Source organism: Kocuria marina (genome assembly GCF_000786655.1).
GTDB classification, from domain to species: domain Bacteria; phylum Actinomycetota; class Actinomycetes; order Actinomycetales; family Micrococcaceae; genus Kocuria; species Kocuria marina_A.
In genome coordinates this window covers 104,332-120,422 of record NZ_JROM01000022.1, presented here as the reverse complement: position 1 = coordinate 120,422, position 16,091 = coordinate 104,332, and the positions used below count along the sequence as shown (strand labels likewise).

General features: G+C 70.0%; 16 protein-coding genes, 1 tRNA gene and 1 riboswitch. Of the genes, 6 read left to right on the top strand and 11 right to left on the bottom strand.

The features are described 5' to 3' along the window. Positions 1-105: 105 nt before the first annotated feature. The 4 genes from AS25_RS07930 to AS25_RS07915 all read left to right on the top strand — a co-directional run bounded on the left by AS25_RS07930 (position 106) and on the right by AS25_RS07915 (position 3,056). Positions 106-945: a TetR/AcrR family transcriptional regulator gene (locus AS25_RS07930; RefSeq protein WP_084118086.1), complete on the top strand. Its 840-nt coding sequence runs from the start codon at positions 106-108 to the stop codon at positions 943-945. Between the two features lie 40 nt (positions 946-985). Beyond that, positions 986-1,477, top strand: coding sequence for a low molecular weight protein-tyrosine-phosphatase (locus AS25_RS07925; RefSeq protein WP_035964184.1), 492 nt, complete (start codon positions 986-988; stop codon positions 1,475-1,477). Beyond that, on the top strand, positions 1,474-2,100 hold the full coding sequence (locus AS25_RS07920) for a nucleoside/nucleotide kinase family protein (RefSeq protein WP_035964084.1): 627 nt from the start codon (positions 1,474-1,476) through the stop codon (positions 2,098-2,100). Before AS25_RS07925 ends, AS25_RS07920 begins: the two co-directional genes overlap by 4 nt. Positions 2,101-2,165: 65 nt before the next feature. Beyond that, positions 2,166-3,056, top strand: a complete 891-nt coding sequence (locus tag AS25_RS07915) for an aminotransferase class IV (RefSeq protein WP_052160819.1) — start codon at positions 2,166-2,168, stop codon at positions 3,054-3,056. Between the two features lie 84 nt (positions 3,057-3,140). On the opposite strand, the gene AS25_RS07910 is transcribed toward AS25_RS07915, so the two are convergent. The 10 genes from AS25_RS07910 to AS25_RS07865 form a co-directional block, all read right to left on the bottom strand. After that, a complete protein-coding gene (locus tag AS25_RS07910; protein WP_035964082.1) occupies positions 3,141-3,944 on the bottom strand; it encodes an energy-coupling factor transporter transmembrane component T family protein in 804 nt (267 codons plus the stop codon). Continuing rightward, positions 3,941-5,746, bottom strand: a complete 1,806-nt coding sequence (locus AS25_RS15275; protein ID WP_035964080.1) for an ABC transporter ATP-binding protein — start codon at positions 5,744-5,746, stop codon at positions 3,941-3,943. Before AS25_RS15275 ends, AS25_RS07910 begins: the two co-directional genes overlap by 4 nt. Further along, positions 5,743-6,366 carry an ECF transporter S component gene (locus AS25_RS07900; protein ID WP_035964079.1) on the bottom strand — a complete coding sequence of 208 codons (624 nt, stop codon included), beginning with the start codon at positions 6,364-6,366 and terminating at the stop codon, positions 5,743-5,745. Before AS25_RS07900 ends, AS25_RS15275 begins: the two co-directional genes overlap by 4 nt. A 58-nt stretch (positions 6,367-6,424) precedes the next feature. Continuing rightward, a riboswitch (TPP riboswitch) is annotated at positions 6,425-6,531 on the bottom strand. 117 nt (positions 6,532-6,648) lie between these two features. Further along, positions 6,649-6,921, bottom strand: a complete 273-nt coding sequence (locus AS25_RS07895) for a DUF4235 domain-containing protein (protein WP_035964077.1) — start codon at positions 6,919-6,921, stop codon at positions 6,649-6,651. A gap of 130 nt (positions 6,922-7,051) precedes the next feature. Continuing rightward, entirely contained in the window at positions 7,052-7,417 is a 366-nt protein-coding gene (mnhG, locus tag AS25_RS07890) for a monovalent cation/H(+) antiporter subunit G (protein ID WP_035964074.1), read from the bottom strand. Next, positions 7,414-7,677 carry an MrpF/PhaF family protein gene (locus tag AS25_RS07885; RefSeq protein WP_035964181.1) on the bottom strand — a complete coding sequence of 88 codons (264 nt, stop codon included), beginning with the start codon at positions 7,675-7,677 and terminating at the stop codon, positions 7,414-7,416. Before AS25_RS07885 ends, mnhG begins: the two co-directional genes overlap by 4 nt. Positions 7,678-7,679: 2 nt before the next feature. Next, the gene (locus tag AS25_RS07880; protein ID WP_035964072.1) at positions 7,680-8,327 is read right to left on the bottom strand and encodes a Na+/H+ antiporter subunit E; all 648 of its coding nucleotides are present in this window, start codon (positions 8,325-8,327) and stop codon (positions 7,680-7,682) included. Next, complete coding sequence (locus AS25_RS07875; protein ID WP_035964070.1) at positions 8,324-9,961, bottom strand: Na+/H+ antiporter subunit D; 1,638 nt, start codon at positions 9,959-9,961, stop codon at positions 8,324-8,326. The genes AS25_RS07880 and AS25_RS07875 overlap by 4 nt, the downstream gene beginning before the upstream one ends. Further along, positions 9,951-10,481 (bottom strand): Na(+)/H(+) antiporter subunit C, encoded by a 531-nt coding sequence (locus AS25_RS07870; RefSeq protein ID WP_035964068.1) that lies wholly within the window; start codon positions 10,479-10,481, stop codon positions 9,951-9,953. The genes AS25_RS07875 and AS25_RS07870 overlap by 11 nt, the downstream gene beginning before the upstream one ends. Further along, entirely contained in the window at positions 10,478-13,579 is a 3,102-nt protein-coding gene (locus AS25_RS07865) for a Na+/H+ antiporter subunit A (protein ID WP_035964067.1), read from the bottom strand. The genes AS25_RS07870 and AS25_RS07865 overlap by 4 nt, the downstream gene beginning before the upstream one ends. A 218-nt stretch (positions 13,580-13,797) precedes the next feature. Between AS25_RS07865 and AS25_RS07860 the strand changes: the two genes are divergently transcribed. Next, a complete protein-coding gene (locus AS25_RS07860) occupies positions 13,798-15,165 on the top strand; it encodes an MFS transporter (RefSeq protein ID WP_035964065.1) in 1,368 nt (455 codons plus the stop codon). Between the two features lie 19 nt (positions 15,166-15,184). On the opposite strand, the gene dcd is transcribed toward AS25_RS07860, so the two are convergent. Further along, entirely contained in the window at positions 15,185-15,763 is a 579-nt protein-coding gene (gene dcd / locus AS25_RS07855) for a dCTP deaminase (protein ID WP_035964180.1), read from the bottom strand. 257 nt (positions 15,764-16,020) lie between these two features. On the opposite strand from dcd, the gene AS25_RS07850 reads away from it, so the two are divergent. Beyond that, positions 16,021-16,091, top strand: a tRNA-Gly gene (locus tag AS25_RS07850).

Here is a 16,091-nt window from a genome sequence, read left to right as displayed (position 1 = left end):
CGGGACACCGTTTGGTCCCGCGCGGCCGCGCTGCGTACCTTGGTGCGCATGAACGACGGCCCACCACGATCCCCCGATCCGGACCCCGACTCCCGGTCCCGGCCCATGAGCCCGTCGGGAGACGGCCCCGACGACGCCGCGCGCGAACACGCGCCCGGCGCGCCCAGTACGGGCGGGGCGAGCGGGAAGGGGACCCCGCGGCGTCGTGCGTCGCTGTCCCTGGAGACGATCGCGGACACCGCGATCGCGATACTGGACCGCGAGGGGTCACAGCGCCTGACCCTGCGCGGGCTCGCGGCCGAGCTCAACAGCGGCGTGGCGAGCCTCTACTGGTACACCACCGGCAAGGACGACCTCATGGCCCTGGTCACGAGCGAGGTCCTGGGCCGGGCACTGACACAGTTCCACGCGCTGTGCGGGGACGGGGAGAAGGGGCCGCGGGAGTTCATGACCTTCCCGCCCCCGAGCGCGGATCCCCGCACGAGTGCCGCCACGGCGCAGGCACTCCAGGAACTGCGCTGCCTGTGCCTGTGCCTGTTCTCGCAGATGCGCGAACACCCGTGGCTCGCCGGGCAGTTGCTCGGCACCGCGCGCGGTGAGGAGAACGCGTTGCGCACGTGGGAATGCACGGGACAGCTGCTGCAGCGCATGGAGCTCGACGCCGAACAGCGCTTCCACGCGTCCTTGGCCGTGGCCAACTATGCGTTCGGCACAGGAGCGGGAATCGCCCACCGCCGCAACCGACCCGGAGCGGAGGAAGCCGCCCGACTCGTGCGTGAACAACTCGAACGCGCGGGCCGTTCGGGGCAGGGGACGCTTCCCGGCGTGCGCGCCATGCTGGGCTCGTTCGGGGACCACGACGACCGCTCGGAATACGTCGCGGGCCTGGAACTGATGCTCGCGGGAATCGAACGTCAGACATGGGGTGTCCCCTCGAATCCTTGACGCCACTCACGGGGAACGGATTTTTCGTACAGTGGAGGTCATGTTCTCCATCGTCACGGTCTGCACCGGCAACATCTGCCGCTCGCCCATGGCCGAGGCCCTGCTGCGATCCGAGCTCACCGACGCCGGTCTCGCGCAGCGCGTCCACGTCAGCTCGGCGGGTGTGAGCGACGAGGAACACGGCAACCCCGTGGATCCCCGCGCCCGCACCGTCCTGAGCAGGAACCACCTGGAACTGCCCGAGCATCAGGCACACAGGGTCACGGACGCCGAGCTCGCGGACGCGGACCTGATCATCGCCATGACCGAGTCCCACAAAGATCAGTTGCAGCGCCGGCTGCCCGCGGACGACGCCCGGAAGGTCCGGCTCATGCGCAGCTTCGACCCGGCCGTGGCCGACTCACAGGCGGACCTCGACATCGCCGACCCATGGTACGGCGGTTCGGACGACTTCGACACCGCGTGGGAACAGATTACGGCCGCCACCCCGGGCGTGGTCTCGTGGGTCGAGGATCGGATCGACGCGCGGTGATCTCCCCGGACGAGGGTTTCCAGGACGACGAGATCGCCCAGTACCCGGAAGGCGTCAACCTCGCACGGTTGCTGCCCCCACCCACGCGCAAGCCGTTCATCGTGGGCATCGACGGCCGTTCCGGAGCGGGCAAGACCACGCTGACCGAGCAACTCTCGCAGGTGCTGGAGCGCTCGCACGACGTCGTGAGCTTCCACCTCGAGGACATCTACCCTGGGTGGAACGGACTGCTCGAGGGCATGGAACGGTACCGCGGTGAGATCCTCGAACCGCTGCGCCGCGAGGAGGACGCCCACTGGACCGCGTGGGACTGGCTGACCAACGAGCCCGGCACCCCGCGTCTGACCCGCACCGCTCAGATCGTGCTCGTGGAGGGCGTCGGGGCGTGCCACCGCGAGGCCCGGGCGTTGCTGGATGTCTCGGTGTGGGTGGAACTTCCCACCTCACAGCGCAAACAGCGCGCCCTGGACCGGGACGGCGCCACGTACGAGAAGTACTGGGACGTGTGGGCGGAGCAGGAGGAGCAGTACCTCGACGAGGACCCCGTGTGGGAGTCCGCCGAGATCCTCCACCCCGGACCCTCACCCCAGGAACCGGGCACGGAGCAGCGGGACACCCCGTGATTTCGCCCGGTGCCGGGACACCCGTTCCGTCCCCCGCAGCGCCCGTAGCCGGGCCTGCCGCGGCTGTGCTGATCTCCCCGATCGGTGCCCCGCCACGACTCGTGGACCCGCACGAGGCGCACGTGAGCCTCGAGGACCAGGGTCTCACCCGCGGGGACGGCGTCTTCGAGACCCTCCACGTCCTGGACGGCACCGCGTACAAGCTCGACGCCCACCTGGCCAGGCTGGGGCACTCCGCCGGGACCGCCCAATTGCCCGCACCGTCCGCGGATGCGTGGCGCGAGGCCCTGTCGACGGCGCTCGCGGCGGCCGGCCCCGGCTCCCGGGACCCTTCGGCCGATCTCGGGGCGGAGCACACGGTCAAGTTGAGCATCAGCCGCGGTGTCCCCGGCGGTCAGCCGTGGGCGTGGCTCACGGCCGCGCCCGTCCCCGAGCGGACGTTCGCCGCCCGGCGCACGGGGGTGTCCGTGGTGTTGCTCGAGCGCGGCCACGACCCCGCGGAGGACACCGGGTTGCCGTGGCTGCTCCCGGGGGTCAAGACCCTGTCCTACGCGGTCAACATGGCCGCCGTGCGGTACGCGCACGCCCACGGTGCCCAGGACGCCGTGTTCATGACCTCCACGGACCACCGGATCCTGGAGGGCGCCACGTCCTCGGTGGTCTGCGCTCGGCTCGACGACGGCGCCGCGCCCACCCTGCTCACGCCCGAACCGTCCCGCGGGGTGCTGCCGGGGACGTCGCAGGCGCGGATCTTCGACGCCGCCCGCGAGCGCGGTTGGGCCGTGGACTACGGCCCGCTGTATCCCGAGGACCTGTTCGCGGCGAGCGCCGTGTGGCTCACGTCCTCGGTGCGGCTCGCGGTCCCGGTGACGAGCGTGGACGGGCGGCCCGTGGCCTCGGACCCGCAACTCACCCGCACCCTCACGGATTTCCTGCTGGGCCGCCCGGGGCGCTGAGCGCGTCACGGGTGGTCGCGCCCGCACCGCCCGTCCCATCTCGACATGCCCGGGCGCGAGTGCTCCCCCGTCACCTTCGGCGCATCACTGCCAGATGAAGCGGTGCGCCCCCGTGAGCAGGGACAGCGTCACCGCAGCGACCGCGATGAGCACGGTGGCACACCCCACGACCACGTCCACGCGGCCGAAACGGGGCACGCGCGCCCATGTGCGCGGACCCGCCCCGAAACCGCGCGCCTCCATGGTCATGGCCAGGCGCGTGGCCCGGCGCAAGGACTGCACGAGCAACGTGAACGCGAGACCGGCGAACTCGGTGAGAGCGGCCCACGGGCCCCGCGCTCCCCCCGCACCGCGGGCGCGCCGGGCCGCCGCGAGCACACCCCACTCGGTGACCATGACCTCCACGAGCCGCAGGGCTGCGAGCGCCGCGAGCACGAAGCGTGCCGGCAGCTTGAGGGTTTGGGCGAGACCGTCCGCGAGGTCCGTGGGGTCGGTCGTGAGCAGCACGGTGATCCCGGGCAGCGCGATCGCGAGACCACGCAGGGCGATCGCCCCACCGGCCGCGAGCGACCCCGTGGTGATCGTGATCCACCCCAGGTGTAGCAGGACGGGACCACCCTCCGGGGAGAGCACCGCGGTCCCCCACCCGCTGATCAGGGCGGCCACCACGATCGGCCACAGGGTCGTGAGCAGCCGCCACGGACCGATCCCGGCGGCAGCGAGCAGGAGCAGTTGGCCCCCGAGTGCCACGCCACTCGTCACGGGGTCCGCGCTGACCACGAGCACCGCCGTGATCACGAGAGCCCCGAGCAGTTTGACCACGGCATTTGTCCGGGCGAGTAACCCCGTGCGGGCCACGGTGGGCAGCACGCTCGCGACCGTGCTCATGAGCCGAGCCTCAGTTCGTGCGCGCCCAGGGCTGCGACCAGATCCCGGTCGTGGGTCACGACCACCACGGCCGTTCCCCCGTCCAGCTCCTCGACCAACAGGTCCACGAGCTCCTTCCAGGTCCGGGCGTCCTGACCGAACGTGGGTTCGTCCAGGATCAGCACGCGCGGGGACGCCGCCAGGACCGTGCCCACGGACAGTCGCCGCTTCTGCCCACCGGACAGGGTGAACGGGTTGGCCTCGGCGAGCTCCTCGAGGCGCAACCGTCGCAGCAGCTCGGCCACCCGGGCGTCGTCCGCGTCCGCCATCGCGTCGGTGGCGCGCGCATCCCGACGGCCCGCGCGGCGTCGTCGTTGTCGGGGACCGAACGCGAGTTCCTCGCGCACCGTGGGGCGCAGGAACTGGTGCTCGGGGTGCTGGAACACGGTGCCCACGCGGGAGACCAGTTCCGCGCCGTCCCACAGGGAGGGATCGGCGGGCGCGTCGGTCGCGAGGGCGTCCGTGGCCCGCACGGTACCGCGCACGGGCAGCAGCAGTCCGGCGAGGGTCAGCGCGAGGGTGGACTTCCCCGCGCCGTTGACGCCCGTGACGGCCAGCGCGTGCCCCGCGCGGACGTCCACGGTGATGTTCTCGGCCGCCGGAGCCGCCCCCGGGCGCACGTCCGGTTCCGGGTACGTCTCCCCACGCCGCCACGCGGTGAGCGCCCGACGACGCCGCCGCGCGAGCGCTCGCCGACCCGGTTGGCTCCGGGACACGGCGAGGTCGCGCGCACTCAACAAGGTGGTGCCCGGTGCGATGGGGGCGGAGGGGGTCACCCGATCCGCGGGGTTCCCCGAGGCCACCGCGTCTCCCGCGTTCCCCGGGGCGTGCGCGGTCGTCGCCGTCTCCGGGATCGCCCCGAGCGGCGTCGTGCCGTCTGAGGTCTCTAAAGCGGGCGCCTCTACGAGCGGCGCGGTGGCGTGTGAACCCGGTGCCGTCTCCCCCGCCTCGGGTGACATTCTCCGCGAGGCATGCACGGGAGTGCGAGTGCGCGGCACCCAGCCGGGGACCCACGTCCCCTGGTGCTGCAACAGCTCCCGGGCGTCCTGCAGGGTCTGCTGCGCGGGGCCGTCGAAGGCCACCCGACCGTCGTCGCCCAGCACGATCACGCGGTCCACGACCGGTTCCCACAGGGCCACCCTGTGCTCCACGACCATGAGGGTCGTCCCGTCCTCGCGCACCGCATCGGCCACGGCGCGGCACAACTGCTGCGCCCCCTCGTGGTCCACGCTCGCCGTGGGTTCGTCCAGCAACAGCAACCGCGGGCGCATGGCCAGGGTCCCGGCGAGCGCGAGACGTTGTTTCTGCCCCCCGGACAGCGCCGTGGTGGGGTGGTCGAGCGGGATCTCCAGACCCGTGCGCGCGAGTGCTTCCCGCACGCGCGGCCAGATCCGCTCGCGAGGGACCGCGAGGTTCTCGAGGCCGAACGCGACGTCGTCCCCCACGCGCGAGAGGACCACCTGCGTCTCGGGGTCCTGGTGCATGAAGCCCACCGTGCCGCGCGCGTCGCGCGGGTCGACACCCGCGACGCTCAACCCGCCCGATGCGGAGCGGCCGTCAGGGTCCTGGTCCACGCCGGCCAGCGCCTGCAGGAGCGTGGACTTGCCCGCCCCGGACGGGCCCAGGAGCAGGACGCGCTCGCCGGGCTCGATGATCAGGTCCAGGTCCATCAGACTGGGCGTCTCGCGGCCGGGGTGATGCCATCCGAACCCCTCCAGGACCACCCGCGCGCCCGTGAGCTGCGCGGTCGGTTCCGCGGTCATCGGCGCACGGCGCCGGAGGCCAGTGCTCCGAGGACACCCGTGGCCTGCAGGGCTTTCATCACGGCCCACATGAGCAGCCCGGCGATCACGGCCCCGGAGAGCGTGGTCAGCGCCGCGTAGACGACCTGCTGGTCCAGGGCCCACTCGAAGTTGTACATGATGTTCTCGCTCACGCCCAGGAACAGCCCGGACACCGCCCCGCCGATCGCCGCAGTCACGGGACCGAACCGGCGGTAGCGGGTCAGGAGGAACACGACCTCCACGCCGAGGCCCTGCACCAGACCGGAGAGCACCACGAGCCACCCGAAATGCGTACCCAGGAAGCCCTCGATCACGGCCGCGAGCAACTCGCAGAACAGGGCCGCGCCCGGTTTGCGGATGATCAGGGCGCCCAGGGTACCCGCCACGAGCCAGCCCCCCGCGATGAGGCCCGCGGACGGCGGGTAGGCCACCGTGCCCGCCGAGACCGCCGGGTACAGGAGGTTGGACCACATCCAGAAGATCACGGCGCACACCGCGGCCAACACGGCGGTGACCACGATGTCCACGACCCGCCACGACGAGCTGCGGTTGCCGCCTGCGCGCGGTGTACGGGTGGGGGTGTTACCGACCTGCGTCATACTGAATCCTCCTGAAGATCCCAGGAGGGGAAGAACACCACCCGCCGTTGCGAGCGGGTCCTTGAGATACTCGACTCCCTAGCGCCGGTACGAGCCGGATCAGGTTCGAGGGTCTGCGCTCACGCGCACTCTCAGCGCCGCGGTGGCGCTCCCCTGTCGTTGAGACGCCAGTCTAGACCACGACGGCGGGTGGCCGGGCATCTCGCGTGCCCGGCCACCCGCCGTCGTACGTGCGTCCTACGCGGCCCCGGCCCACCCATACGGGGGCGCGGGACCCGCGGCTCAGATCTCGCTTTGGGAGCTGCGGGAGGGATCGGAGTCCTTGGACTCGAACTTGGCCACCTGGCGGGAGATCCCCACCTTGATGACGGTGCCCACGACACCGGTGATCACGGCCCAGATGATGATGTCGGTCCAGGCCTCGTCCGGGTCCGGGTTCTTGGCGGGGGGCTCGTTGCCCGTGACCTGCTTCCACACCGCGGACAGACCCTTGTTGGCCAGGGCCACGCCACCCAGGGACGCCACCGTGCCGAAAATGTCCATTGCCTTGTTCATGAGGTTTTCTCCTTGTCTTGTGGGGTGCCGGCGGCACCGGGCAGCCGACGACGTCGTGCTCGTTGCCCAGCATACGAAGCGCCGGGCGCGACGGGGCGGAAGGGACCCGGCCCCACCGAGAATTACGTCCTCAGCGAGATTCTTCCTCGCCAGCGCGAGCGACGACCTCGCGCAGCTCGTCCTCCACGAGGTTCTTCTCGTTCAGGTGCTTGGAGCGGTAGGCGGCGCGGCCCACCATGTGCGCGGACACGGGCACCGTGAGCAGCTGGAACAGCCACGCGAGGATCATCAGCGGGATCATGCCGGGATTGCCGCTCTCGATCGCCACGGCCGTGAGCAGCAGGAGCAACCCCAGGACCTGGGGCTTGGTGCCGGCGTGCATGCGCGAGAGTAGATCGGGGAAGCGCACCAGACCCACCGCCGCGGCCAGGGACATGAGGGAGCCCCCCACGAGGCACAGCAGCGCGATGACGTCCAGGACGGTGTGCCAGTTCATGAGCGCTCCAACCCCACGTTGCGCGCGACCGTCACGGAGCCCAGGAAGCCCACCAGGGAGATGATCACGAGCAGGATGATGTTGCTGGAGTGGTGGTTGTACACCATCTCGATGGCGAGACCCGCACCCACGATCGCGAGCAGCACGTCCGTGGCGATCACCCGGTCCAGCAGGGACGGGCCCTTGGCCAGCCGGTAGATCGTGCCCGCGGCCGCCACGGTGAGAATCGCACCGCACACCCACACGGCGACGTCGAACATGGTCATGGCCGCTCCTCCCCGAGGCCGTCCAGGGCCTTGTTCATCTTGGTGGTCGGCGACGCGACGGCGCCGGAGGCGTCCGCGCCGCCCGCGTCACCCGAGGCCTCCAGTTTCGCGAGGTCCTCCTTGGAGCCCATGATCTTGATCCACGCCGCCTCGATGTTCAGCGCGGACTCCCGGAACGACTCCGCTTCCTCCGGCGTGGAGACGTCCAGCACGTGGAAGTACAGGATCCCGTTGCCGCGATCCACCTCCACCACGAGCGAGCCCGGGATCAGCGCCATGGTGTGACCCACGGCCGTCATGAGCAGGTCGTTGTTCTGCCGCAGCTTCACTCGCAGCACCGCGTTGTGCACCTTGGGGCCCTGCATGAGCGCGACACCGAACACGTGGATGCTGGCCCGGGCCACCTGCCAGATGAACGTGATCACGAACAGCGCGAAGTGCAGGACGTTGAACCGCCCGGACAACCGCACCGGGGGCAGCGTGAGCGTGCGGGTCACGAACACCGCGAGAATCAGCCCGAAGACCAGGTTGCCCACGCTCCAGTCACCCCACAGGGCACCCCACACGACCACGAGCCACAGGATCAGGGGCAGCTCGGCCCGCAGGGAGTTCCGGGAGCGGCGCTGCATCGGGGACGTACTCATCGGCCCTCCTCGCTCACACCGCCGGGACCCACGGGGGCCAGCACGGCATTGACGTATCTATCCGGATTGATCAGGTTCTCGGACGCGTTGTCCGCGAGATCGAACAGCGGCCCGGCGAAGACCGTGAGCGCCACGCCCACCGCCACGAGCGCGGTGGTCGCGCCCACCATGGTCCCGGGCAGCAGTACCACGGGGGACCGGCCGGAGAAGCGGCTGCCGGACTCGCCCGCGACCGCGCGGGACGTGCGGGGGCGGCGGCCCTCCGCGGTGGTGGCGCGCAGCACGGGGTCCGGGTACTCGGCGTCGTCCACGTTGCGCAGGAACACGCGGTTCCACACGCGGATCAGGGCCATGAGCGTGAGCAGCGAGACGAACACGGACACGCCCACGAGCAGGTAGCTCAGCCACGTCCCGGCCTCGACACCGGCCTCCAGCAGGCCCACCTTGCCCAGGAAGCCCGAGAACGGCGGGATGCCGCCCAGGTTCAGGGCCGGGATCACGTACAGCACACCCAGCAGCGGGGAGATCTTGAGCATCCCGGCGAGGCGGTCCACGTTGGTGGAGCCACCGCGGCGCTCGATCAGTCCGGCGACCAGGAACAGGCTGGTCTGGATCACGATGTGGTGCGCGATGTAGTAGACCACCGCGGCCAGTGCGGCCTGCGTGCCCAGCGCGATGCCGAAGATCATGTAGCCGATGTGACTGATCAGCGTGAACGAGAGCATACGTTTGATGTCGATCTGGGCGAGCGCGCCCAGGATGCCCACGACCATGGTCAACAACGCGACCCACATCAACAGGTCGTTGATCTGCGTCCCGGGGAACAACAAGGTCTCGGTGCGGATGATCGAGTAGACGCCCACCTTGGTCAATAGACCGGCGAACACCGCGGTCACCGGTGCGGACGCGGTGGGGTAGGAGTCGGGCAGCCAGAAGGACAGCGGGAAGATCGCGGCCTTGACCCCGAACGCGATCAGCAGCATCAGGTGCAACTGCATCTGGGTGCCCTGCGGCAGGTCCGCGAGCTTCACGGACAGGTCCGCCATGTTCACGGTGCCCGTGGCGCCGTAGATCATCCCCAGGGAGATCAGGAACAGGATCGAGGAGATCACCGAGACGACCACGTAGGTCACGCCCGCACGGATCCGCTGCGCCGTACCGCCCATGGTGAGCAGGACGTAGGAGGCGGTCAACAGGATCTCGAAGCCCACGTAGAGGTTGAAGAGGTCACCCGCGAGGAACGCGTGGGACACACCCGCGACCAGCAACAGGAACGTGGGGTAGAAGATGGAGATGGGACCCTCGTCGTCCCCGCTGGCCACACCCTCACTGACCGCGTAGATCAACACCGCGAGGGACACCACCACGGAGACCACGAGCATGAGCGCGGACAACTGGTCCACGACCATCACGATGCCGTACGGGGCGGCCCAGTCCCCCAGGTGCACGACCTGCGGGCCCTGGTTCCATACGTTCGCGAGCATGAACGCGTTCAGGATCAGCGTGAGCACCATGGCGCCCACGGTCACCCCGCGCTGCAGCCGGTTGCGGTGGACGATGATGAAGTTCAGGGCGGCGCCGAGGAACGGGATCAGGACCGCGAGCGGCGCGAACTGTGCCGGATCAGTGGTCATGCGGGCTCCTCCCTCGCGCCTCGGAGAACTTCTCGGCCCTGTAGTGACCAGGCGATTCGGCGGCCTCTTCCTCGTTGTGACGCGACGGTGCGAACCGGGCGTCCGCGTGGTTGAACTCGGAGGTGTCCTGCGGCAGGGCGTCGTCGTCCTCGGCGTCGTACGAGGACTGCTGCGCCACGCGGCGGTCCTGGAGGTCGTCCTGGATCTCGTCCCGGCGGGCCAGGATCCACGAACGCCAGATCATGCTGAGGATGAAGGCGGTCGTGGCGAGCGAGATCACGATCGAGGTGAGCACGAGCGCCTGCGGCAGCGGGTCCGAGTACTCCGAGGGGTCGCGGGCGGCGTCGTACAACGGCGCGATGCCGGGTGCGCCGCTCGTGTGCAGGATCAGCAGGTTGGCCCCGTTGGTGAGCAGCATGATGCCCAGCAGTACGCGGGTGAGCGAGCGTTCCAGCAGGAGGTAGACCCCCACGGAGAACAGCACACCCATGATTACCAGGAGTGTGAGATTCACGGTCATCGCTGTGCCTCCTGGGGCTCGTCCCCGGAGACCAAGGAGCCCTCGGGAGCGTCGGGGTCGTCCACCCTGTGCGCGGTGACCTCGGGGCCGTTACGGGTCAGGCGGATCCGGGCGCCGCGGCCCGCGCGCTTCTTCCGGGACTCCACCGCGGAACGCTCGATCCGTTCATCGATCCGCCCGCCCAGGGAGCGCAGGATGTCCAGCACCAGGCCCACCACGATCAGGTAGACACCGATGTCGAAGATCACGGCGGTGACGAACTTGACGTGACCGAAGACGAGCATGTCCCACTCGAACGTGTAGCTCTCCATCACGGCCCCGCCGAAGAACACGGGGACGATCGCGTACAGGGAGGCGATCGCCAGGCCCGCGCCGAGCATCCAGCCCGCGTTGACCGGGGTCGCGCGTTCGAGCTCGTAGCGTCCGCCCGCGAGGTAGCGCAGGGTCAGGGCGAGGGAGGCCATCAGGCCGCCGGCGAAGCCACCACCGGGGATGTTGTGGCCCGCGATGAGCAGGTAGAAGGACACGAGCATGAAGGTATGGAACAGCAGCCGGGCCACGACCTCGAAGATGATCGAGCGCCGCTCCGGGGCGAGCGTGCGCCCCGCGAGCAGGAACGGGTCCGCGTCCGGGCGGGAGGTGAACCGGCGGGCGACCTCGAGCTGGCGGGTGTTCGCGTGCGGGGAGTGCGCCGCGGAGTCCGCGCCACGCACGACCTTCAGCTGCTGGGTGTCCAGCTCGTGGCGTTCGCTGCGCAAGCGGTCCCCGCGTCCCTTGACGAAGATCAGGGAGGCGATGCCCGTGGCGGCCACCGTGAGCACGGTGATCTCACCCATGGTGTCCCACGCGCGGATGTCCACGAGCAGGACGTTGACCACGTTGGCGCCGTCGCCCATCTCGTAGGCCATCCGCGGCAGTTCCAGGGAGATCCGTTCCGCCGACCGCGAGGAGATGGAGAACACCGCGAGCGCCATCATGAACAGTCCGAACACCACGGCGAAGACCGCGCGGAACACGCGGTGCCCGGCGGGCCGGCGGTTCCACAGGGGGCCGGGCAGGGAGCGCAGCGCCAGGACGAACGCCACGAGGGAGATCGTCTCCACGAGCGTCTGGGTCAGGGCGAGGTCCGGCGCGCCGTGGAGCGCGAAGGTCAGGGCCAGGCCGTAGCCCGTGACCGAGACCAGCAGGACGGCCAGGAACCGCTTGCCCGCGGTGAGCACGAGCAGGGCCGCCACGATCATGGCGATCCCGGTGACCAGCTGGGCCGGGGAATCCGCGTAGCGGAACCCGGCGAGCGGCGGGGTCTCGTACCAGAACAGGGCCACGAGCGGCACCACGATCGCGGTCACGAGGATCACGGACAGGTAGAACATCAGCGAACCACGCTGGGTCCGGCCGGTGAGCCACACCGCGACCATGTCCAGCACGTTGATGATCTTGCGGTAGACGAAGTCACCGGTGGGCAGTTTCGGCAACCGGTCCTGGAACGAGCCCACGGGCCGGCGCGCGACGTACAACAGCGCGCCCACGCCGATGATCAGCGCGGAGAGCCCCAGCGCCGGGGTCAGCCCGTGCCACAGCACCAGGTGCACGTGGGATTCGGCGACGTCCGGGAACTGTTCCTGGTAGCGCACGATCCCTGCCTCCACGGGTGCGGGCCACAGGCCGAACACCACCGTGAGCAGGGCCAGCACCGCGGGCGCCACGAGGAAGGCCCACGGCACCGGGGTGAACTCGCCGATGACCGACTGACCGTCCTCGGCGGCGTCGAGATCGGAGAACTGCGCGGGCTTGCGCGCGAAGCCGCCCCACAGGAACCGCGCGCTGTACGCGAAGGTGAGGATGGAACCGAGCACTACGCACACGAGCGCGATCATCGCGAGCGGGTCCGAAGCGTGGTCCACGAACGCCGTGAGGACGGCTTCCTTGGTCACGAAGCCGAGCAGCGGCGGGATGCCGGCCATGGACGCCGCACCGATCATGGCCACCACGAACAACATGGGTGCCGTGCGACCCACACCGGAGAGCCTGCGGATGTCGCGGGTGCCGGCCTGGTGGTCGATGATGCCCACGCTCAGGAACAGGGTGGCCTTGAACAGACCGTGTGCGATGACCATGCCCATGCCGGCCATCGCGGTGTCCGCGGTGCCGAACGCGACGACCGCCGTGATGAAGCCCAGCTGGCTCACCGTGCCGTACGCGAGGATCAGTTTGAGGTCGAACTGGCGCAGTGCGACCCAGCCACCGAAGATCATGGTGCCCAGGCCCAGGGTCAAGGTGACGGGCAACCACCACTGGGTGTCCACGAAACCGGGAGCGAGCCGCGCCACGAGGTAGATCCCGGCCTTGACCATGGCCGCAGCGTGCAGGTAGGCGGAGACCGGGGTGGGCGCCGCCATGGCGGCGGGCAGCCAGAAGTGGGTGGGGAACAGCGCGGACTTGGAGACTGCGCCGGCCAGGATCAGCACGAGCGCCACGTCCACCATGGTGGAGCCCAGGAGCTCGGGGGCCGCCTCCAGGACCCCTGAGATCCGGAAGGTCCCGGCGGCGTTGCCGAGCATGACCAGGCCCACGAGCATCGCCAGACCGCCCGCGGTGGTGATGATGAGCGCCTGCAGGGCCGCTCGACGCGCGGCGAGCTTGGTGCGCGAATAGGAGATCAACAGGAAGGAGAGCACCGAGGTGATCTCCCAGAACACGAACAGCACCATGAGGTCGTCCGCGGTGACCAGACCGAACATGGCGCCCGCGAAGGCCACGAGCTGGGCGGCGAACGGGCCGATGCCCTGGGCGTCCGGCTTGAAGTAGCGCGCACAGTACGCGAGGACGAGCGCTCCCACGCCCAGCACCAGCAGGCACATCATGTACGCGAGGGAATCCATCCGGAAGGACAGCGAGATCCCCAGCTGGGGGATCCATTCCACGGTGGTGGTCCACCCGTCCACGTCCGCGTGGGCGCGGGATGTCTGGGTGATAAGCCAGATCAGACTCGCGAGTGGGACGAGGGCCACGAGGTAGAAGCCGGAGCGTCCGGTGCGCTTGAGGATCGCGGGTGCACACAGGGCCGCGAGCCCGTGGACAAGCAGCACCGCGATCATAGGACCTTACCTCTCGAGCCACGGATTACCCACGAGTACCTGTAAATGGGCCCACGGGGATCCGGGCGGAAATGGGGTGTCAGTTTCGAGGTCCCCAGCATAACAAAGCAGGGTGACTGTCCGTTTCGCCGCACGTCACGGGCCCCTCACTCGGCGCCCCCACTGCCCAGGGGCGCCGGACCCTGGGCGGGAGGGCACAGGGCCCGTAGGGTGAGCCCATGACCGGTCAGCACCCGTCCACGGCGGCCCCTGGACGTCCCCCGCACGCCCAGCGCCCCGGCGAGGGCGGTTCACGCGCCCGCGTGCTCATGTGGTGCCTGTGGGACACCGGCACATCCGCGTACAACGCCGTGATGCTCACGTTCGTGTTCACCGTGTACCTCACGAGCCCGGCGTTCGGGTCGAGCGAGTACACGTCCACGGTGCTGAGCATCGCCATGACCGTCGCGGGTTTCGCGATCGCGTTGACGGCTCCGCTGATCGGCCAGCGCAGCGATTCCCCGCGGTCCCGCGCCACGTTCCTCACCGGCAACACCGTGGTGCTCGTCCTGTGCACGGGTCTCGCGTTCCTCGCCCGACCCGATCCCGCCTTCCTGTTCCTGGGCGTGGGGCTCGTGGCCGTGGGCAGCGTGGCCCAGGAGTTCGCCACGGTCAGCTACAACGCCATGCTGCCCGCGCTGGCCGGTCCGCAGCGCATGGGCAAGGTCTCCGGGTGGGGCTGGGGCGCGGGGTACGTGGGCGGGATCTTCGCCCTCGCCTTCGTCCTGTTCGGTTTCGTCACGCCCGGGTTCCTGGGCATCCCCACCGACGACGCCCTCAACTATCGCGCCGTGGCACTGTTCAGCGCGGCATGGATCCTCGTGTTCTGCCTGCCCCTCATGCTCAAGGCGCGAAGTATGCCGTTCCGGGCATCCATCGACGACGCCGCTGCGGTCCCTGCACAGCCCCGCCGCCGCGGCATCCTGGGCGCCTACGCCGAGCTCTTCCGCACCATCGCGGCCCTGTGGCGGGTCTCGCGTGCCACGGTCGTCTTCCTGCTCAGTTCCGCGGTCTACCGGGACGGACTTGCCGGGGTCTTCACGTTCGGCGGGGTCCTGGCCGCGGGCAGCTTCGGCTTCTCGCTCACCGAGGTCATCATGTTCGCGGTCGCGGCCAATCTCATCGCGGCGCTGGGTGCGTTCGTGGGCGGCGCGCTCGACGACGCGCTGGGCCCGCGCGCCGTGATCACCGCGTCCCTCGTGGGCGTGCTCGTGGCGGGAACGGCCCTGCTGTTCTGGCACGGCAAGATCGCGTTCTGGGTGTGCGGGCTGGCACTGTGCCTGTTCGTGGGACCCGCACAGGCCGCGTCGCGCACGTACCTGGGCCGGCTCATCCCCCCGGGCCGTGACGGGGAGATCTACGGTCTGTACGCCACCACGGGCCGCGCGGTGAGCTTCATGGCCCCCGGGTTGTTCGGGGTGTTCGTGACCCTCATGGGTGCCCAGATCTGGGGCATCCTGGGAATCCTGGTGGTCGTGGCCGCGGGCCTCGTGCTGCTGTTGCTCACGCCCCGTCCGCCCGAGGGGTTCACCACGGCGCGCGTGTGAGCCGCCCTCACACGCGGGCTCACTCGATGATCGTGCGGTGGAAGTTCAGGTGGCTGCGCGACGCGGTGGGGCCCCGCTGGCCCTGGTAGCGGTTGCCGTACGCGCCGCTGCCGTAGGGGTGCTCGGTCGCGGAGGAGAGCTGGAAGAAACACAGCTGCCCCACCTTGGAGCCGGGCCACAGCTTGATGGGCAGGGTCGCCATGTTGGACAGCTCGAGCGTCACGTGCCCGCTGAAGCCCGGGTCGATGAACCCGGCGGTCGAGTGCGTGAGCAGGCCCAGCCGCCCCAGGGAGGACTTGCCCTCGAGGCGCGCCGCGACGTCGTCCGGCAGGGTGACCTTCTCGTACGTGGCCCCCAGCACGAACTCCCCCGGGTGCAGCACGAACGGCTCGTCCGGGGCCACCCCCACGAGCCGCGTGAGGTCGGGCTGCTCCTGGGAGGGGTCGATGTGCGCGTACTTGTGGTTGTCGAACAGCCGGAACCACCGGTCCAGGCGCACGTCCACGCTCGCGGGCTGGACCATCGCGGGATCGTACGGTTCCAGGCACACGCGCCCGGAGTCCAGGTGGCGGCGGATGTCGCGGTCTGAGATGAGCACGTGTCCACGGTAGTCCACGGTCCCGCGCGGGCGCCGGGCACGACGCCGCGGGTCCCGGTCACCACGCCGCTACCCCGCCCTCGCGGCCACGGAACGGCGATGCTCGGGACGCCGCACGGCCGGGAGCGTGACGCCGCCTCGTGAGGGCGGCGGGGCGTCGTCGAACCCGCGAAGCGCCACCGGAACAACCACGCACCGAAACGTGTTGTAGAGTGGTGGGCGTTCAAACGTGGACCGCACGGTCCCGCACGAACGATGCGGCTGTAGCTCAATGGTAGAGCGCACGCTTCCCAAGCCTGATACGCGGGTTCGATTCCCGTCAGCCGCT